Origin of the sequence: Sphingobium sp. DN12, assembly GCF_051058005.1 — a bacterium.
Taxonomy (GTDB): Bacteria; Pseudomonadota; Alphaproteobacteria; order Sphingomonadales; family Sphingomonadaceae; genus Sphingobium; species Sphingobium yanoikuyae.
Genome location: NZ_CP173717.1, coordinates 3,172,133 through 3,192,308, shown reverse-complemented (window position 1 = coordinate 3,192,308; position 20,176 = coordinate 3,172,133). Strand labels below are relative to the sequence as shown.

General features: G+C 66.1%; 14 protein-coding genes. 3 read left to right on the top strand and 11 right to left on the bottom strand.

Annotated features, from left to right (window positions below; all coding sequences use genetic code 11):
* Position 1 precedes the first annotated feature (1 nt).
* The 3 genes from ACI6S0_RS14970 to ACI6S0_RS14960 form a co-directional block, all read right to left on the bottom strand.
* Complete coding sequence (locus tag ACI6S0_RS14970) at positions 2-469, bottom strand: PDZ domain-containing protein (RefSeq protein WP_434403557.1); 468 nt, start codon at positions 467-469, stop codon at positions 2-4.
* Positions 466-3,789, bottom strand: coding sequence for a glycosyltransferase (locus tag ACI6S0_RS14965; protein ID WP_434403556.1), 3,324 nt, complete (start codon positions 3,787-3,789; stop codon positions 466-468). The genes ACI6S0_RS14970 and ACI6S0_RS14965 overlap by 4 nt, the downstream gene beginning before the upstream one ends.
* 104 nt (positions 3,790-3,893) lie before the next feature.
* Positions 3,894-4,148, bottom strand: coding sequence for a hypothetical protein (locus ACI6S0_RS14960; RefSeq protein WP_434403555.1), 255 nt, complete (start codon positions 4,146-4,148; stop codon positions 3,894-3,896).
* 224 nt (positions 4,149-4,372) lie between these two features.
* Here ACI6S0_RS14960 and ACI6S0_RS14955 point away from each other — a divergent pair, with 224 nt between their 5' ends.
* Positions 4,373-6,271 carry a potassium transporter Kup gene (locus ACI6S0_RS14955; protein WP_434403554.1) on the top strand — a complete coding sequence of 633 codons (1,899 nt, stop codon included), beginning with the start codon at positions 4,373-4,375 and terminating at the stop codon, positions 6,269-6,271.
* A gap of 69 nt (positions 6,272-6,340) precedes the next feature.
* On the opposite strand, the gene ACI6S0_RS14950 is transcribed toward ACI6S0_RS14955, so the two are convergent.
* From ACI6S0_RS14950 to kdpF, 6 genes are read right to left on the bottom strand one after another with little or no spacing between them, the layout of a single operon-like run.
* Complete coding sequence (locus tag ACI6S0_RS14950) at positions 6,341-7,036, bottom strand: response regulator (RefSeq protein ID WP_434403553.1); 696 nt, start codon at positions 7,034-7,036, stop codon at positions 6,341-6,343.
* On the bottom strand, positions 7,033-9,693 hold the full coding sequence (locus ACI6S0_RS14945; protein WP_434403552.1) for a DUF4118 domain-containing protein: 2,661 nt from the start codon (positions 9,691-9,693) through the stop codon (positions 7,033-7,035). The genes ACI6S0_RS14950 and ACI6S0_RS14945 overlap by 4 nt, the downstream gene beginning before the upstream one ends.
* A complete protein-coding gene (gene kdpC, locus ACI6S0_RS14940; protein WP_434403551.1) occupies positions 9,690-10,307 on the bottom strand; it encodes a potassium-transporting ATPase subunit KdpC in 618 nt (205 codons plus the stop codon). The genes ACI6S0_RS14945 and kdpC overlap by 4 nt, the downstream gene beginning before the upstream one ends.
* A gap of 14 nt (positions 10,308-10,321) precedes the next feature.
* Complete coding sequence (gene kdpB, locus ACI6S0_RS14935) at positions 10,322-12,358, bottom strand: potassium-transporting ATPase subunit KdpB (protein WP_434403550.1); 2,037 nt, start codon at positions 12,356-12,358, stop codon at positions 10,322-10,324.
* A 12-nt stretch (positions 12,359-12,370) separates the two neighbouring features.
* Positions 12,371-14,074 carry a potassium-transporting ATPase subunit KdpA gene (gene kdpA / locus ACI6S0_RS14930; protein WP_434403549.1) on the bottom strand — a complete coding sequence of 568 codons (1,704 nt, stop codon included), beginning with the start codon at positions 14,072-14,074 and terminating at the stop codon, positions 12,371-12,373.
* 12 nt (positions 14,075-14,086) lie between these two features.
* Entirely contained in the window at positions 14,087-14,176 is a 90-nt protein-coding gene (kdpF, locus tag ACI6S0_RS14925) for a K(+)-transporting ATPase subunit F (RefSeq protein WP_004208480.1), read from the bottom strand.
* Between the two features lie 379 nt (positions 14,177-14,555).
* Between kdpF and ACI6S0_RS14920 the strand changes: the two genes are divergently transcribed.
* Positions 14,556-14,723 carry a hypothetical protein gene (locus ACI6S0_RS14920; protein ID WP_004208479.1) on the top strand — a complete coding sequence of 56 codons (168 nt, stop codon included), beginning with the start codon at positions 14,556-14,558 and terminating at the stop codon, positions 14,721-14,723.
* A 124-nt stretch (positions 14,724-14,847) separates the two neighbouring features.
* Positions 14,848-15,441, top strand: a complete 594-nt coding sequence (locus ACI6S0_RS14915; RefSeq protein ID WP_434403548.1) for a nitroreductase family protein — start codon at positions 14,848-14,850, stop codon at positions 15,439-15,441.
* 38 nt (positions 15,442-15,479) lie between these two features.
* On the opposite strand, the gene ACI6S0_RS14910 is transcribed toward ACI6S0_RS14915, so the two are convergent.
* Both ACI6S0_RS14910 and ACI6S0_RS14905 read right to left on the bottom strand, forming a co-directional pair.
* A complete protein-coding gene (locus ACI6S0_RS14910) occupies positions 15,480-16,886 on the bottom strand; it encodes an efflux transporter outer membrane subunit (protein WP_434403547.1) in 1,407 nt (468 codons plus the stop codon).
* Between the two features lie 11 nt (positions 16,887-16,897).
* Complete coding sequence (locus ACI6S0_RS14905; RefSeq protein ID WP_434403546.1) at positions 16,898-20,086, bottom strand: efflux RND transporter permease subunit; 3,189 nt, start codon at positions 20,084-20,086, stop codon at positions 16,898-16,900.
* Between the last annotated feature and the right edge of the window lie 90 nt (positions 20,087-20,176).

The window sequence follows — 20,176 nt, the reverse complement described above, 5'->3', positions numbered from 1 at the left end:
CCTAATCCTGCGAACGGTCGAAGCGCACCATGCGGATGGCATCCCGATGCCGCAAGCCCAATGTGACGCGCGGATCGCGATGCTCGGTCAGGAAGGCGCTGGCCTGGTCCAGCGTGGCTACCGGGACATTGTCGATCCGGACCAGATCGTCGCCGACGGTGATGCCGGCGCGGGCGGCCTGGCCGCTCGATTCCATGCTGGTGATGACCAGGCCGGTGCCGGGTGGTTCGGCATTTTCCAGAGTCAGGCCAGGCAGCAACTGCGTGCGAGCGCCCGCGATGCTGGCATGATCCTCGGCATCGCGGCGGACATGGACGAAGAAGGCACCACTCATCAACGCCGCGCACAGCGCCAGGCCTATCAGCAGGCGGCTGGTTGCGCTCTTGTCGATGGTGGGGGCCTCCATATTCCTGGCCATGTCCTTGGCTGTCGTCGTGGGCAGAATGATCGAGCGGGGTTCGTGAGTCATGTTACACTTTGTTCATGCCTGGGCGCGGTGACGGACACGCGGCCCGACCGCTCCAGCTTGCCCCAGCCCACCACCCAGCCACCAATGGCCGAGGCGATCGCGCGCACCACCACCCAATACATGATCTGGCGATAGACGAAGCGCTGGGCGACCAGCAGATGGGCGGGGTAGCGCACCTTGTTGCCGTCGAGCCGATAGGCCATCGCGCCACAGGCGATGTCGATGCCGGTGAAGACCAGCCAGTAGAGCGCCATGGTCGCGACGTCGCCGCTGGTCTGGTCCCAGCCATGCTGTTGTACGCGCAGGATCGTGCCCGCGATCGACAGCAGCAGCGCCAGGTCGATCAGCGGCGAGATGGCGGCAAAGACGATCTGGAACAGCCAAGCCTGCGGCATGCCCACTAGGGCAAGGCCGGTTGGCTTGCGGCTGCGCAGGATGGCGGCGTGCTTCCACAGACATTGCAGCGTACCGAATGCCCAACGATAGCGCTGCTTCGACAGTGCCTTGAAGCTTTCGGGCGCTTCGGTCCAGGCGACCGCCTCGGGATCGAAGGTGACGCGCCAGCCGGCGCGCTGGATCGCGATGGTCAGATCCTGATCCTCGGCCAGCGTATCTTCGGGATAGCCGCCGACCGCGTCGAGCGCCGCCCGGCGCCAGGCGCCAACGGCGCCGGGCACCACGGTCATGGCGTCGAAGCCGGCGAGCGCGCGCCGCTCCAGATTCTGCGCAGTAATATATTCCAGCGCCTGCCAGCGGGTGACGAGATTGACCCGGTTGCCGACACGGGCGTCGCCCGCCACCGCGCCGATGGCGGGATCGGCAAACCAGCGCGCCAGCCGCGCGATCGTCAGCGGCTCGAACTGGGTGTCGGCGTCGAGCGCGATCAATATCTCGCCGGTGGCTTCGGTCAGGGCGCGGTTGAGCGCCGCCGCCTTGCCACCATTTTGCAGCGTGAGCAGGGTGACGCGCGGATCGTCGGCAAAGGCGCGGGCGACGATCGCGCTGGTCTCGTCCTTCGACCCGTCATCGGCGACGATCAACTGCAATGCGGGATAGTCGCTGGCCAACACGCGCCGTACCGATGCTTCGATAACACGCGCCTCATTATAGGCGGGAATGATGACCGAAACGGTCGGCTGATAGATGGGCGGCGCCGGGCGGTCACGGCGGGTCTGGAACCAGGCGAGGAAGGTCATCAGCAGCGCGCGGGCAATGCCGAGCGAGATGGCGACATAGAAGATCCAGCCGAGCAGGGCGGAGATGACGGCCAGGGTGATGAACATGCCGACATCGACGCGCACGGCGGTCAGGTCGTCGGCACGGACCGGCGGCATCGCCGCTTCGCGGGACAGGCCGGCAAGGCGCGACACCGGTACGAAACGATAGCCTTCCTTCTGCAAAGTCGTGATGATCTGCGGCAGGGCGGCGACCGTCTGCGACCGTTCGCCGCCACCATCGTGCAGCAGGATGATATTGCCCGACCGGTCGGCATCGGCATTGTGAACCTGATCGATCACCTGGCGGACGATCGTGTCGGTGCCCGGCCGCTGCCAGTCATTGGGATCGACGTGCAGGCCGACGACCGTATAGCCGGCCTTCTGCGCGGCCAGCGCCGGCCCCAGTTCGTCCGCCGTGGTCGGTTCGGCGTCGCCGAAATAGGGCGCGCGGAACAGCTTCATGCTGCGCCCGGTATAGGCCTGGACCAGCCGTTGGGTGGCGTTGAGTTCCAGCCGGGTGCTCTCGTCCGACCAGGTGGCAAGGTTGGGATGGCTGTAGCTATGGTTGCCGATTTCGTCGCCGTCGGCGACGATCCGCTGCAAAAGGCCGGGATGCTCCAGCGCATTCTCGCCGATGACGAAGAAGGTGCCGGGCACATGATGCTGTTCCAGCACCGACAGGATTTTCGGCGTCCAGGTCGCGTCCGGGCCGTCGTCGAAGGTGAGCGCCAGCATCTTGGGCTGGGCGCCGCCAGTCCGCCGCACCTGATAGGGGGTGGGCAGGACATGATAGGTTTCGCGCAGGATCGTCCCCTGCGGACCGAAGGCGATCGAGCGGCTGCCGTCGGTCGGCGTGGCGGTGATGCGCAATATCTCGCCCGATCCCTCGACATCGGTGTCGAGCTTGCTCGCGACCTGGCGCAGGTCGGGCCGGCTGCCGTTGCGGAAGGCGGTGAGATCGGACCAGATGCCCGGATCCTCGCTGCCCAGCCGCCACAGCGCCACGCCCTGGATGCCGAGGCGACGGAGCGCCTGCAACTCGTTCCAGCTGGCGGCGGCGTCGAGCATCCAGACCTGATGGCGATGGCCGTCATCATCATAGGCGAAGCCGGCATTGCCGCTGGCGGGATCGAAGCTGACCGGGGCGTCGCTGTCATGGGCGGCGAGCCAGGCCTCGTCGAGCGACAGGGCGTCGGCGCCGCCATCATGCCAGTCATAGGCATAGCTGCCGAGCGCAACGATGATGCGATCGCGGCCGACGCGGCGACTGGCATCCTCGACCGCGCGGGCGAACCAGTCCTGCGCCGCGATCGGGCCGGGGGTGCCGCCCTGCCAATGCTGGTCATAGGCCATGAAGATGACATGGTCGGCAATTTGGCCGAGGCGGGTGAGCGGCCATTCCTCGCCGGCGGGCGCGGTGACCGCCAGCTTGGCGCGGGCGGGCAGGTCGCTGCGCAACTGACGCAGGAAATGGAGATAGGCAGGTAGCGCGCCGGACGGCAGCGATTCAAAGTCCATCACCAGCCCGGCATCATGATGCGCCGCGACCGAGGCGGCGAGCCGCTGGGCCAACTGGCGGGTGGCGGCCGGATTGGCGAGCAGGCGGGCGGTGCCGGCGCCGTTCCAGCCATGGGCATCGAGATTCTGGACCATCGGCAGCAGCTTGGGCGGTCGGCCCATGCTGGCGATCATCTGGTCTAGGCGCGGGTCGGCATGGAATCGGGGCGCGGGATCGCTGCCCGGCACGGTCACCAGGGCGGGCACGACCCAGTCGAGCTGGCCGACATGACGGCGCAGCGAGGCGATGCTGCTTTCGTCATCGGGGACATAGAAGCCGACATTGAGCGGACGGGCCTGTGCGACATGGCCGGGCCAGCGCGGCAGCCATTTGGACAGGTCATGGCGCAGCCGCGACATGCCGGTCAGATGCGCGGCGCGGGGCTGGGGCAAAGGCAGCGCCAGGTCGCCTTCCGACGGGACGGCGATCAGCGTCGTCGCAAAGGCGATGGTGGCGGCGATGATGGCGCACAGCAGCGCGGCGAGGGCGCGCCGCGCCCAGATGCCGCGCCGGCCGGTGGGATCGAAGAAAATGGGTCTGGTCATGGCCTGTGGTCCGCGCGTCGCTACTCCTCTGCGACGATGACGCGGCAATAGGCCGGCCCGGCTTCCCGCCGGATGATCCCATCATGAAATCTTGGTCATGAACCTCATCGCGCGGTCCAGCGATCGGCCAGGCGTACCGGCTTCCACAGGTCGGGCCCCATCAACAGCAGCGCCATCCCGCCGCTGGCACATAGAAAGGCCAGCGCGGCGAGCGACAATTGGCCGATGGTGACCGCTGGATGGCCATGGGCGAGCGCAGTAAGGGCGCGCCCTTCGGGCCAGAGCGTGGCCAGCAAGGCGAGGCCGAGCAGGCGCAGGCCGATCTTCAAGGTCCAGCGGGGACGCCAATCTTGCATCATGTGCCGCCTCCGTTGCGGCGGCATCGCAATTAAGCGGACGGGCATAGGGATGCGAGACAGGGAACCGGCAGATTGCGTAGGGATTTCATAGCATTTGAGGCGCATACGGGCCGTGCGGGCCGGAATCATATGCGAATCCTATGCCGGGGAGGGCAGACCCCTATGGTTTTCAAATGGCCTTTCATGGCATGGCGGCCCGATAGAAAGACGAAGGGCACGCATAGATGACTGAACAGGGGGATCCGGCCGCAGGCCAGGATCGCACGCCGCATGGCCGACCGGCTGCGCTTGCGCTCGGTGCGCTGGGCGTGGTGTTCGGCGACATCGGCACCTCGCCGCTCTATGCGCTCAAGGAAAGCTTCGTCGGCCATCATCCGCTGGCGGTCGATCCGCTGCATATCTATGGCGTCCTCTCGCTGATCTTCTGGACGATGACGCTGATCGTCACCGTCAAATATGTGTTCATCGTCATGCGCGCCGACAATGATGGCGAAGGCGGCAGCATGGCGCTGCTGGCGCTGATCGGCCGGCGGCTGGGCGAGACCCGCTGGACCCCGGCGATCGCGATGCTGGGGGTGCTGGCGACCGCGCTCTTCTATGGCGACGCGATCATCACGCCGGCCATTTCGGTGCTCTCGGCGGTCGAAGGCCTGACCATCGTGCAGGCGAGCCTGGCGGATATGGTGCTGCCGATCGCGATCGTCATCCTGATCGGCCTGTTCCTGATCCAGCGCTTCGGCACGGCGATGGTCGGCATGGCCTTCGGTCCGATCATGGCGATCTACTTCATCACGCTCGCCGCGCTCGGCATCGCCAATATCGTCCAGCACCCCGAAATCATCGGCATCGTCAATCCGCTCTGGGCGATCCGCTTCTTCGCGATCGACCCCAGGCTCGCTTTCCTGGCGCTTGGCTCGGTCGTGCTGGCGGTGACCGGGGCGGAGGCGCTCTATGCCGATATGGGCCATTTCGGGCGCAAGGCGATCAGCATCGCCTGGCTCTATGCCGCCTTCCCCTGCCTGATGCTCAACTATCTGGGGCAGGGGGCGCTGCTGCTCGACAATCCGGCGGCGGCACAGAATCCCTTCTTCCTGATGGCGCCGGACTGGGCACGGCTGCCGCTGGTGATCCTGGCCACCATGGCGACGATCATCGCCAGCCAGGCGGTGATCTCCGGGGCCTTCTCCGTCACGCAACAGGCGGTGCAGCTTGGTTTCCTGCCGCGCCTGCGCATCCTGCACACCAGCGCGTCGGCGGCGGGACAAATCTATGTGCCGCTCATCAACTGGCTGCTGCTGATCTTCGTCATCCTGCTGGTGCTGGGCTTTGGCAACAGCAGCAATCTGGCGGCCGCCTATGGCATCGCGGTGACCGGCACGATGGTCATCACCGCCTGCATGCTGGGCGTGCTGACCTTCAGCGTATGGCGCTGGCCGCTGCCGGCGGCGGCGGGCGTCACCGGCCTGTTCCTGATTATCGACGGCGCCTATTTCGCGTCGAACGTGACCAAGATCCCCGATGGCGGATGGTTCCCGCTGCTGGTGGCCGCCGTGGTGTTTACGGTCCTCACCACTTGGGCGACCGGGCGGCGGATCATGCGCCATTATCTGCGCGAAGGGGCGATGGAACTGGACCTGTTCGTGCGATCGACGCTGGCCTCGCTCAAGCGCGTGCCGGGGACGGCGATCTTCCTTTCCTCCACCACCGACGGTGTGCCGCCGGCGCTGCTGCACAATGTGAAGCATAACAAGGTGCTGCACGAACGGGTCATCATCCTGACCGTGCGCACCCAGGGCGTGCCGCATCTGCCGCTGCAGGGCCGTACGACGGTGGAGGATCATGGATCGGGCTTCTACCGGCTGATCCTGCGCCACGGCTTCATGGAGGATGTCGATATTCCGGCGGCGATGAAGTCGGTCCACGATTGTGGCGGGCCGATCAGCGTCAAGGACACCAGCTATTTCCTCAGCCGCCAGACGCTGATCCCGTCGGAGCGGCCGGGCATGGCGATGTGGCGCGAAAAGCTGTTCGCCTGGATGATCCGCAATGCCGAAAGCCCGATGGCCTTCTTCAACCTGCCGACCAACCGCGTCGTCGAGCTGGGGTCGCAGATCGAGATCTAGAGCCTGATCGTCTGAGGCGAAAGCGCTCTGCGCTTTCACCGATGGCGTGAATCAGGCTCTATTTTGATGTCAGTCTGCACCCTGTTTCAGGCGGTAGCCGATCCCCAGTTCATTGCTGATGATCTGGGGCCGCTGCGGGTCGGCCTCCAGCTTCTGGCGCAGGCCGCGCACCAGCACGCGCAGATATTCGACATGATGGGCATGTTCGTTGGGCCAGACATGGTCCATGATCTGCTTGTGGGTGATGACCCGGCCGGGAAAGCGCGCCAGCTGCTCCAGCACGCCATATTCCTTGGGCGTCAGATGCACTTCGACCCCGCCCTTCGTGACGATATGGGCGACCAGGTCGATCGTCAGGTCGCCGGCCGTCACCTTGGTCGATCCGCCGTCGCGCGTCATCCGGTTGCGCAGCGCCACCCGCACGCGGGCAAGTAGTTCGTCGGTGTCGAACGGCTTGGTCAGATAATCGTCGGCGCCCAGGTCCAGCGCGGCGACCTTCTCGTCGGTGGCATCGCGCGCCGACACGATGATCAGCGTCGTGTCGCTTTCCTTCTTGATGATCGGCACCAGTTCCAGCCCGTCGCGGTCGGGCAGGCCCAAGTCCAGCAGGGTGATGTCGGGCCGCTCGCTGCGCAGCTTGTCCAGTGCCTCGCGCGCGGTCTGCGCCTCGATCGTGGCATAATCGGCGCGGACCAAGGCGGCCTGGATCAGCCGGCGGATCTGCGGTTCGTCGTCGACGATCAGCAGGCTGTGGCGCGGCTTCATGCGATGTCCTTTTCCATGATGTCGGTGAGGATGAGGGATTGGGGAATGTGCAGGGTGAAGCAGGCGCCGGGCGGGGCGGCAACAGTGCGCGCCGATACGCTGAGCCCCATCGCCTCGGCAAAGGCCTTGACGATGGCCAGGCCCAGGCCTGTGCCGGTCTTCGACCGATCCGATCCTTCCAACCGGGTGAAGGTGTCGAACACGCGCGCTTCCATGCCGGCCGGGATGCCCGGCCCCTGGTCGATCACCGACAGGCTGATGGCGTCGGGCTCGCGCAGGCTGCGCACGGTCACGGGCGTGCCCGGATCACCATAGCGGCCGGCATTGTCGAGCAGGTTGATGAGGATGTGGTGCAGCAACACCGGATCGACCCGGACCAGCGGGATGTCGGGCGGGATCTGCACGTCGAGCTGGCGATCGGCCAGCGCGCTGCGGCTGTCATGGGCGGCGCTGGCGACCGCATCGAACAGGTCGGTCGCCTCCGCCCGCATCGGCAGTGCGCCGGCCTCCACCCGCGCCATGTCGAGCAGATTGGCGACGAACCGGGACAGGCGCTGGGCCTCGCCATCCAGCGTATCGATCAGCTCGGGCGAGGGGTGGGTGCGCAGCTCGCGCGTCGCCGAAATGATGGTGGTGAGCGGCGTGCGCAAATCATGGCTGACCGAGGAGAGCAGGGCGGAACGCAGCCGGTCGCGCTCGCGAATCTGCCCGGCTTCGAGCATCGCCTCCTCCAGCGCCATGCGGTCGAGCGCGATCGCCGCCTGATCGATCAGGCTCATCAGCAGCGGGAACTGATCGGATCGGACCGGTTCGCCAGCATCCTCGCGGGCCAGACCGATCACGGCCAGCACCGCGTCCTTGGCGGTCACCGGCAGGAACAGCCAGTCCGACGCGGTGAGGGTGGAGGAGCCGCGCCCGGCCGGCTCGCCATGGTCCATCGCCCAGCGAGCGGCGGCGCGCTCGATCTCGTCCAGCCGGTCCTCGGGCGGATAGGCGGCGCGTAATTGCGGCCCTTCGTCCGACGGGATCATCAGCACGGTGCGCACGTCGAACAGCCGGGCGATCTCGGCACAGATGGCGTGGCGGATTTCCTCCAGGCTGGGGGAAGCCGTGAGCTGGCGCGAGAAGCCCGCCAGCGTCGCGTTCTGCCGGGCGCTGGACTGGGCAAGGACCGACTGGGCGTGCATCCGCGCGGCAAACTGGCTGGTCACCACTGCCACCCCCAGGAAGACGAGGATGGAAATGACATTTTCCGGATTGCTGACGGTCAGCGTGCCGGTCGGCGGCAGGAAGAAGAAATTATAGGCAAGGCTGGAGGCCAGGCCGGTGGCAAGACCCGTGCGCAGGCCATGGCTGGCCGCCGCGAACATCACCGGCACCAGATAGAGAAGGGCGATATTGCCGAGGTCGATCACCTCCAGCATCAGCCGGCCGAGCAGGGTCATGCCGATCACCGCCAGCATCGACCAGACATAGCCGATCGGATCGCCCCAATGGCCGCCGCCGGCGGTGCGCGTGCGCGGCGCGCTGTCCTCGCCGGGCATGACATGGACGGCGACCGGGCCGATGTCGCGCACCAGCCGGTCCACCACCGACCCATGGCGCAGCTCGAACCACCAGCTGCGCGCCGATTTGCCGATCACGATTTGGGTGGCGCGCGCCTCGGCGGCGAAGCTGCGCAGCCCGTTGGCGACGCTGGGGGCGGGGATGGAGGCGGTTTCGGCGCCCAGGCGCGAGGCGAGGGCAAGTGTATCGGCCAGCCGTTGCCGGTCCTCGTCCGACAGCTGCGGCCCACGCGGGGTTTCGATATGGATGGCGGTCCAGGGCGCGCGCAGCGCATCGGCCAGCCGCTTGGCGGAACGGACCAGGCCGGCGGCGCTCGGCTGTTCGCTCACCGCCACGATCACCCGCTCGCCTGCTGCGAAGCTGCCCGCCAGCGCATGGGCGCGGACATAGTCGAGCATCTGGGCATCGACCGCCTGAGCGGCGCGGCGCAGCGCCAGTTCGCGCAGTGCGGTCAGGTTCGACTTTGAAAAGAAATGGTTGAGGGCGCGGCTGGCTTCCTGCGGGATATAGACCTTGCCGTCCTTGAGCCGCTCGATCAGCTCGTCGGGCGGAATGTCCACCACTTCGATCTCGGCATGTTCCAGGATCGAATCGGGCACCGTTTCCCGCACGCGGACGCGGGTGAAGGAGGCGACGACGTCGTTGAGGCTTTCGACATGCTGGATGTTGATCGTCGAATAGACGTCGATGCCGGCGGCCAGCAATTCCTCGACATCCTGATAGCGTTTGGGGTGGCGACTGCCCGGCGCATTGCTGTGCGCCAGCTCGTCGACCAGCACCAGCTGCGGATGGCGCGCCAGGATCGCGTCGATATCCATCTCGCCCAGGCTGTGGCCCTGATGATCGACGGTGCGGCGGGGGATGATCTCATGGCCATGGACCAGCGCTTCGGTCTCGCGCCGGCCATGGGTCTCCACCACGCCGACGACGACATCGACGCCTGCTTCGCGCCGTTGTCGTCCTTCGGTTAGCATCTCCCATGTCTTGCCCACCCCCGGCGCAGCGCCGAGAAAGACCTTCAGGCGGCCACGGCCTTCCTGCGCAGCTGCGCGCAGGAAGGCTTCTGGATCAGGGCGATGCTGTTCGTTCACTGGGTCCGTTTAGCGTCAATTGCATCCAGCCGTCGATTGATCACTTCGTGATCGAGCTGACGGTTCAAGTCGAACAGATTGACGCGGGGTTCGCCGATGAAGCCTAGCAGCGGCTGCTCGACGCTCTGTTCTACCAGGCTGCGGACGCGCGCCGCGTCGATCCCGCGCGCGGCGGCGACGCGATCGACCTGATAAAAAGCTGCCTCGGGGCTGATATGGGGGTCAAGCCCCGAGGCAGAGGTGGTCACCAGATCGGACGGAACAAAACGACCAGGTGTAGCAGCTTGAAGAGTCTCGACGTCGGTCTTGACGCGGTCGGCCAGCGCCTGGCTGGTCGGACCAAAATTGGAGCCGGAGGAGGCAAGGCCGTCATAGCCCTTGCCCGCCGCCGACGGACGGCTGTGGAAATAGATGTCCGAGGTGAAGGCCTGACCAATGATGGTCGAGCCGACGACCTTGCCCTGATCCTCGACCAGGCTGCCATTGGCCTGGGACGGGAACACCGCCTGGCCGATGCCGGTCAGCGCCAGCGGATAGGCAATGCCCAGCAGCAGGGCGAAGAGCAAAGTCATGGTCAGGGCCGGACGCAGAGCGGATTTGAAATCGGTAAACATGGATTTGTCCCTCCTCAGGCGAGGCCAAGGCCGTTGACGGCAAGGTCGATCAGCTTGATGCCCACGAACGGCGCGATCAGGCCACCCAGGCCATAGATGGCGAGGTTGCGGGCCAGCAGCGGACCGGCGCCGATCGGGCGATAGGTCACGCCCTTGAGCGCCAGCGGCACCAGACAGGGAATGATCAGCGCGTTGAAGATGATCGCCGACAGGATCGCGCTTTCCGGCGTGGCCAGCCCCATGACGTTGAGGATGCCAAGGCCCGGATAGAGCACCACGAACATGGCCGGGATGATCGCGAAATATTTGGCCACGTCATTGGCGACCGAGAAGGTCGTCAGCGCGCCGCGCGTCATCAGCAACTGCTTGCCCAGACCGACCACCTCGATCAGCTTGGTCGGATCGCTGTCCAGGTCGACCATGTTGCCGGCTTCGCGGGCCGCCTGGGTACCGGTGTTCATGGCGACGCCGACATCGGCCTGCGCCAGGGCAGGGGCGTCGTTGGTGCCGTCGCCGCACATCGCGACCAGGCGACCGCCCTGCTGTTCCTTGCGGATCAGGGCCAGCTTGTCCTCCGGCGTTGCCTGCGCCAGGAAGTCGTCGACCCCGGCCTCGGCCGCGATGCTGGCGGCGGTCAGCGGGTTGTCGCCGGTGATCATCACCGTGCGGATGCCCATCTGGCGCAGTTCACCGAACCGCTCCCGAATGCCGGCCTTGACGATGTCCTTGAGGAAGATCGCACCCAGCAGCTTGCCGTCCTTGGCCACCGCCAGCGGGGTGCCGCCGGCACGGGCGATCTCGTCGGTGATGCGGCGCAGTTCGTTGGCGACCGGGGTGGAACCCAGGCCCGGATTGGCCTTCAGCACCGAATCCACGGCACCCTTCTGGATCGTCGATCCATCGATGGTGACGCCCGAAATACGGGTCTGTGCGGTGAAGGGTATGATCTCCGCATTGGCGGGCAGGGCGTCTACCGACTGGTTGAAGCCTTCGCGCGCCAGCAGCACGATCGAACGGCCCTCGGGCGTCTCGTCGGCCAGGCTGGCGAGCAGCGCGGCTTGTGCGAGTTGGGCCGGGGTGGCACCGCCGACCGGACGGAATTCGGTCGCCTGGCGATCACCCACGGTGATGGTGCCGGTCTTGTCCAGCAGCAGCACGTCGATGTCGCCCGCCGCCTCGACCGCGCGGCCCGACTTGGCGAGCACGTTGAAGCGCACCAGACGGTCCATGCCGGCAATGCCGATCGCCGACAGCAGGGCAGCGATGGTGGTCGGGATCAGGGTGATCAGCAGCGCGGCCAAGATCGCCACCGGAATGGCGCCGCCGGCATAGCTGGCGAAGCTGGGGATGGTGCCGACCGCGATAAGGAAGATGATGGTCAGGCCGACCAGCAACAGGGTGAGGGCGATCTCGTTCGGCGTCTTCTGCCGCTCGGCACCCTCGACCAGCGCGATCATGCGATCGAGAAAGCCCTGGCCAGGATTGACGGTGACGCGGACGCGGATCTCGTCGGAAATGACGCGGGTGCCCGCCGTCACGGCCGAACGGTCGCCGCCTGCCTCGCGGATCACCGGCGCGGATTCGCCGGTGATGGCCGCTTCGTTGACGGAGGCGACGCCGGAGACGACCTCGCCATCGGACGGGATCAGATCGCCGGTCTGGACCAGCACCACGTCCCCCAGCTTCAGCGCGCTGGCGGCGACATTTTCATAGCTTTCGCCATGGCCCTTCAGCCGCTTGGCGGTCAGGTCCGCCTTGGTGGCGCGCAGCGAGGCGGCCTGCGCCTTGCCACGGCCTTCGGCCAGCGCCTCGGCAAAGGTGCCGAAGAGGACCGTGAGCCAGAGCCAGATCACCAGCTGCAGCTTGAAGCCGGTGGCCAGGTTGTCCTGCCCGACAAGCAGCAGGACGGTCAGCAGGACCGCGACGATCGCGGTGGTGAACATCACCGGGTTGCGGATCAGTTCCTGCGGCTTGAGTTTGCGGAAGGCGTCTCGACAAGCCGGGACGATCAGGTCCGTCGTAAAGAGCGATTTTTGTTCGGATCGGGCCATGTGGATGGATCCTTAGAAAAGCTGGCCACGGATCATCGCGAGATGATCGGCGATGGGGCCAAGGGCGAGGCTGGGCAGGAAGGTCAGGCCACCCACGATCAGCACGATGCCGACCAGCAGACCGGTCCACAGCGCCCCGGTGGTGGGGAAGCTGCCGGCGGTTTCGGGCGTATATTTCTTCGCGGCCAGGCTGCCCGCGATGGCCAGCATGGGAATGATGATGAAGAAGCGGCCGATCCACATCGCGACGCCCAGCATGCCGTTATAGAAGGGGGTGTTGGCGGTCAGGCCGGCAAAGGCCGAACCATTATTGCCGACGGCGCTGGTGAAGGCGTAGAGGATCTCGCTGAAGCCATGCGGTCCCTTGTTGAGCGGCCCGGCCAGGCCCGCATCGGTGACGCTGGCGATGGCGGTGAAGCCCAGGATGGTCAAAGGCAGCACGGCAATGGCGAGCACGGCCAGCTTGACTTCGCGGCTCTCGATCTTCTTGCCGACATATTCCGGCGTGCGGCCGACCATCAGGCCCGCGACGAACACGGCCAGGATGGCGAACAGCAGGAAGCCATAGATGCCTGCCCCGACGCCGCCGATCACGACTTCGCCCAGCTGGATGTTGAACAGCGGGATCATGCCGCCCAGTGCGGTGAAGCTGTCATGCATGGCGTTGACCGCGCCGCAGCTTGCCGCCGTGGTGACGACCGAGAACAGGGCAGAGGCGGCGATGCCGAAGCGGACTTCCTTGCCCTCCATATTGCCACCGGCGACGCCCAGATTGTGGAGCACCGGGTTGCCGGCGGCTTCCTGCCAATAGGTGACGGTGACGCCGGCGAGGAAGATCACCAGCATGGCAGCCAGGATGGCCCAGCCCTGGCGCGGGTTGCCGACAGCCTTGCCGAAGGTCCAGGTCAGGCCAAAGCCGATCACGAAGATCGACAGCATCTGCACCAGGTTGGTGAGCGCGGTCGGGTTCTCGAAGGGATGGGCGCTGTTGGCGTTGAAGAAGCCGCCACCATTGGTGCCCAGCATCTTGATCGCTTCCTGGCTGGCGACGGGGCCGAGCGCGAGAGTCTGTTTCACGCCTTCCAGCGTGGTCACGTCGACTGACCCGGCCAAGGTCTGCGGCACGCCGCTCGCGATCAGGAACAGGGCATAGACGATGCAGATCGGCAGCAGCAAATAGAGGGTCACGCGGGTGACGTCCGCCCAGAAATTGCCGATCGTCGATGCGCTGCGCCGGGCAAAGCCGCGGAACAGGGCGAAGGCGAGGGCAATGCCGGTGGCGGCCGACAGGAAATTGTGGATGGTGAGGCCCAGCATTTGGGCCAGGTTCGACATGGTCGACTCGCCCGAATAGCTTTGCCAGTTGGTGTTGGTGGTGAAGCTGACCGCCGTGTTGAAGGCGAGGTCGCCGCTGGTGCCGGCAAAGCCTTGCGGATTGAGCGGCAGCAGCCCCTGCAGGCGCAGCACCGCATAGGTGAAGAGCAGCAGCGCGACGTTGAAGAGCAGCATGTGAACCGCGTAGCGGCGCCAACTCTGCTCGGCGTTCGGATCGATCCCCGACAAGCGGTAGAAGCCCCGTTCGATCGGGCCGAACACGGCATGAAGCGGCGTGCGGCGGCCCTCATAAAGCGCGAACAGCCACAGGCCCATCGGCTTGGTCAGCGCCAGCAAGATGCCGACAAAGGCTGCGATCAGCAGCCATCCCTGGAAGGTCATGTGCGGCCCCCCTTAAAAGCGTTCAGGCCGTGCAAGCACGGCGACGAGATAGACGAGAAGCCCGGCGGCGGTGATTGCCGCAAGCCAGAGGTCGATGGTCATGGCATCCCTCCTTCAGGCGTCGCCGCACAGCCGGACATAGCCGAGGCTAGCCGCCGTGAGCGTCAGGATGATGCCGATCCACAAGAGATCCTGCATTGGGGGTAACTCCCGCATCACGCCCGCCGCGGGAGGCGGACGGGGTCGTTAGCGAGCGCCCGATTAGGCCCCTCTTCCGTTTGAATGCGAGACGCGGGCCGGGGCGGCTGCATAGTATTTGCGTATGATTTTTCAGCGGGCCGGTGCGGATGCGCCGGAGGCGCATTTCCAAACAGACTCCAAGACGGATAGCTTTTCTACCGCGACGGCCAGCATTGCTTGGGGGACGATTCTCTATACCATCGGTAGATAAGCCGCCCGAGTCGGCAGAGAGGACGCACATATGGCCTATCAGGATCAGGACGGACCGTTGACGCGCCTGCGCGATCGGCTGGCGCAGGCCCTTTTCAGGGAGCCTGCCGTCGTGCTGTTCGAGCGCGATGCCGACGATCGTGGCGCACCGGTGTCGCGTGCCGATCGCGAACGCCAGCCACAGGATGCCTGCGCCTGATCGAAGGAAACCCTGTGTTTCCAGGGCGAAAGCCAAACGCCTCTTCGCAGCGGCGGAACATCCGCTAGATAGATTTCCAACAGCATGGCGCGCCGATCGCGCCATCGCCTTGAAGGAGATCCAGATGGCCACCAGCCCGCGCGAAGTTACCCGTCCCGTCGATCCGCTGATCCTGGAGCGCTGGTCGCCCCGCGCCTTTGACGGTTCCGCCATCCCCCAGGCCGATATCGATACGCTGTTCGACGCCGCCCGCTGGGCGCCTTCGGCCTTCAACTACCAGCCCTGGCGCTTCCTCTATGCCCATCGTGACAGCGCCGACTGGGCGCGCTTCCTCGACCTGCTCTTCCCCTTCAACCAGGGCTGGGTGCAGCATGCCGGGGCGCTGGTCTTCGTCATTTCCGACACGCTGATGGCCGCGCCGGGATCGGAAGATTACAAGCCTTCGCACAGCCACAGCTTCGATGCGGGCGCCGCCTGGGCGACGCTGGCGCTGCAGGCGACGCGGCTCGGCTATCACACCCACGCGATGACTGGCGTCGATTTCGACAAGGCCCGCGCCGAACTGGCGGTGCCGGATCGTTTCCGGATCGAGGCGGCGATCGCGATCGGGCGTCAGGGCGACAAGGCCAGCCTGCCCGAAGCGCTTCAGGCGCGCGAGGCGCCGAGCGGCCGGCATGAGATCGAGACATTCGCCCATCAGGGCAATTTCATCGTCTGACAAAAAAGGCGGCGTTTTGAAACGCCGCCCTTTCCGTGTCAGGTCGTGGTCCAGCCGCCACCCAGGGCGCGGAACAGATCCACCTGGGCAAAGGCGACGGCGCGGTTGGCGGTCGCCAGGTCCGCGTCGGCCGATGCCTGGGTGCGCAGCGCGTCCAGCACGGTCAGGAAGTCGATCTGCCCCTCGCGCTGGCGTGCCAGGCTGATCCGCGCAGCCCGAGCCGCCTCGTCCCGCGCCGATTGCAGCGTCGCCCGCCGCTCCAGTGCATTGGCATAACTGGACAGCGCCGTCTCGGTTTCCTCCAGCGCCTGCAGCACCGTGCCGTCAAAGGCGGCGAGCGATGCGTCGCCATCCGCCTTGGCCGCTGCGATCTTCGCGCGATTGGCTTCCTGATTGGGGAAGGCCCAACTGATCAGCGGCCCCAGCAGGAAGTTGAGCGGCCCGGCGCCGAACAGATTGCCGCCGCCGACCGCGGTGGTGCCGATCGATCCGCCCAGCGTGATGCGCGGATAGAGGTCGGCCGTCGCGACACCGATACGCGCGGTGTCGGCCGCCAGCCGCCGTTCGGCCGCGCGCACGTCCGGTCGCCGGGCGAGCAGTGCCTGGCCGTCGCCGACCGGGATCGGCTGTGTCACATTCGGTGTCACGGTCGCATTCTGGACGGATGCGGGCAGCTCCTGCGGCGTGCGCCCGGTCAGCGTCGCCAGCCGGAACAGGGCGGCATTGCGATCGGCGACCAGATTGGGGATCAGCGCCTGCTGCTGTTCGCGCAGGGTGGTCACCCGGATCACGTCCAGCCGGTCGGACCGGCCAGCATCGAAGCGGGCGCTGGTGATGCGGATCGACTTGTCGAGCAGGTCGACCGTCTCCTTCGCGACGGCAAGCCGCTGGGCCGAGGCGGTGGCGTCGACATAGGCGCGCACCGTATCGGCCACCACCGCAACGCGGACGGCATCGGCATCGGCCTGGGCCGCGCCGACATCGCCACGCGCGGCCTCTATGCTGCGCTTTACTCGGCCGAACAGGTCGACCTCATAGGCGACGTCCAGCCCCATATCGACGGTCCAGTTTTCCCGGTCCATGCCGGGCAAGGTCTGGGCCTGCGACACCCGGCCATAGGTCGGGGAGCCGCTGATATTGGTGCTGGGCAACCGGTCGGAGCGGGCGCCGCGCAACTGGGCGCGGGCGCGTTCCAGCCGGGCGACGGCGACGCGGATGTCGGTATTGGCCTTCAGCGCATCGCCGACCAGCCCGTCGAGCAGCGGGTCATTATAGAGCCGCCACCAATGATCGTCGGCGGCGCTCTGTGCGACCGCCGGGCTCGCCGCCCCGATGAAGGGGGCGGCGGCGGTGGCCGGGGTGGCGGGCGCCTTGTAATCCGGCCCGGCGGCGCAGGCCGTCAGCGCACTGGCGCCGAGCAACAGGGCAATCAGGTTCCTTGTCATGGCTTTTGTCCTCATTCGGCCGGCTGCAATGCCGCAGCATCGTCAGCCTCCGGGCGCCGGCGGCGGGCGAAACGATCGCCCAGCGCGCGGCACACGACATAGAAGGTGGGGGTGAAGAGCAGGCCGAAGGCCGTCACGCCGGTCATGCCGAAGAAGACTGCCGTGCCCAGCGCCTGGCGCAGTTCGGCGCCGGCCCCGCTGGCGATCACCAGCGGCACCGCCCCCAGGATGAAGGCGAAGCTGGTCATCAGGATCGGGCGCAGACGGGTCTGGGCAGCCTGAACCGCGGCTTCGACCGGACTCAGCCCCTGTTCCTCTTCCGCCTGCTTGGCGAATTCGACCACCAGGATGGCGTTCTTCGCTGCGAGCGCAATCAGCACGACCAGGCCGATCTGGGTCAGGATATTATTGTCCATCCCGCGCAGGTTCACGCCCAGCATGGCTGCGAACAGGCACATTGGCACGATCAGGATGATCGACAGCGGCAAGGTCAGGCTTTCATATTGCGCCGCCAGCACCAGGAAGACGAAGAAGACCGCCATGCCGAAGACGATGCCTGCGGTATTGCCGGCAATCTTCTGCTGATAGGCAACGCCGGTCCATTCGCTGGCATAGCCGGCAGGGGCGGCGTCGGCGAGCTTCTCCATCGTGCTGAGCGACTGGCCCGACGAATAGCCCGGTGCCGTGTCGCCATCGATTTCCACCGCGGGCAGCAGGTTGTAGCGGACCACGCGATAGGGACCGGTCTTGTCGCGGAAGGTGGAGACCGAACCGATCGGCACCATCTGGCCGCTGTTCGACCGGGTCTTCAAGTTGGCGATGTCGGCCACCGTGCCGCGATGTTCGGCATCGGCCTGTGCGGTCACGCGATAGGTGCGGCCGAGCAGGTTGAAGTCGTTGACGAAGGCAGAGCCGAGATAGACCTGCATCGCTTCGAACACGCGCACGGGCGGCACGCCCAGCAGGTCGGCCTTGCGGCGATCGACATCCGCGAAGATGCGCGGGGTGCCGACGTCGAACAATGTATAGACCTGCGCGAGGCTGGGGCTCTGATTGGCCTTGCCGATCAGTTCGCCGGCGACCTTGTTGAGTTCCGCATAGCCGCGATCCTCCCGGTCCTCCAGCATCAGGCGATAGCCACCGGCCGAGCCGATGCCCTGGATCAGCGGCGGCGGCACCAGCAGGATGCGCGCCTTGTCATAGCCCGCGACCGCCTTGTTCGCCTGATCCATGATCCCGGCATAGGTGGCACCTTCCGCCTTGCGCTCGGCAAAGCTCTTGAACGGGAAGTAGATCGCCGCGCTGTTGGGCGCCTGCGTCTGCGACGGGCCGTGGAAGCCGGCGAACATCACTGCGCCGCGCAGCCCCTTGATCGGCAGGATCTTCGCCGCGACCTCGCGCGTCACCTTGTCGGTGCGCTCCAGCGACGCGCCCGAAGGCAGCTGGACGACGGCCAGGAAATAGCCCTGGTCCTGCGCCGGGATGAAGCCGCCGGGCGTCACCCAGAACAGGGCGATGGTGGCGGCGATCAGGCCGGCATAGGTCAGCAGCATCTTCTTGGGCCGGGCGACGAGGAAGCGGGTGAGGCGCGCATAGCCCGCGCTCATCCGATCAAAGCCCTGGTTAAAGCGATCCGCCGCTTTGGCCGCGACCTGGCGCCAGCGCGGCGCATTGTCGAGGTCATGGGCGCCATGTTTGGGCTTCAGCAGCAGGGCGGCTGCAGCCGGCGACAGGGTGAGCGAGAGGATCAGCGAGATGACCGTCGCGGTCGAGATGGTGACCGCGAACTGCTGGTAGAAGGCACCGGAAATGCCGGTGATGAACAAAGTCGGCACGAACACGGCGCACAGCACCAGCACGATCGCGATCAGCGCGGTCGACACTTCGTCCATCGACACGCGGGCCGCCTGCAGCGGGCTCATGCCATTCTCGATATTGCGTTCGACATTCTCGACCACGACGATCGCGTCATCGACGACGATGCCGATCGCCAGCACCAGGCCGAACAGCGACAGGTTGTTGAGCGAGTATCCTACCGCCGCCAGCATCGTTGCCGTGCCGATCAGCGAGACCGGGATCGCGATGATCGGGATGACCGCCGCGCGCCAATTCTGCAGGAAGATGAGGATGACGATGACGACCAGGATCACCGCTTCGAACAGCGTGTGATAGACGGCGTCGATCGACTGGCTGATAAATTCGGTGGGGTTGTAGATGATGCTATATTCCAGGCCCTTGGGGAAGCGCTTGGACAGTTGCTCCATCTCCGCCTTGACCTTCTCCGCCGCGTCGAGCGCGTTGGAGCCGGGGCGCTGCATCGTCGCGATCACGACCGTCGGCTTGTTGCTGAGATAGGTGTTGGTGCCATAATCCTGCGCGCCCAGCTCGACGCGGGCGACATCGCGCACGCGCACCTGATGGCCATCGGCGTCGGAACGGATGACGATGTCGGAAAACTGATCGGGCGTGGTCAGGCGACCCTGCATCTCGACGCCAAGCTGGAAGGCTTCGCCCCGGTCATAGGGGGGCTGGCCGATCGAACCGGCCGACACCTGAACATTCTGTGCGCGGAGCGCCGAGACGATCTCGCCGGCGGTCAGGTCCAGCGCAGCGGCGCGATCGGGATCGATCCAGATGCGCATCGCATAGTCGCGCGAACCGAACAGCTGCACGTCGCCCACGCCATCCAGACGAGCCAGTCTGTCGCGCACCTGGGTCAGGGCATAGTTGGAGATATAGTCGCGATCATAGGTGCCGTCGGGCGACTGCAAATTCACGACCATCAGGAATTCGGGCGTGGTCTTGCGGGTCACGACGCCCAGCCGCTGCACTTCCTCGGGCAGGCGGGGGATGGCGACGGCGACGCGGTTCTGCACCAGAACCTGCGCGGCATCCAGGTCGGTGCCGATCTTGAAGGTGACGGTGATGACGACCTTGCCGTCGCCGGTCGACTGGCTGCTCTGGTAGAGCATGTCGTCGACGCCGTTGATTTCCTGTTCGATCGGCGCGGCCACGGTCGACGCGACCGTTTCGGCCGAAGCGCCGGGATATTGGGCGGAAACCGTGACCGTGGGGGGCACGATGTCGGGATATTGCGACACCGGCAGGCCGACGAAGGCGAGCGCACCGACCACGGTGATGACCACCGCGATGACGGCGGCAAAGATCGGCCGGTCGATGAAGAAACGGGAGAAACGCATCGGATCATCCTTTGCGAACGAGCGAAAGGGATACCGCGCGATCCGGCCGGGCCGGATCACGGGCTTGGGATTTCGTTTGATTGACCCCAC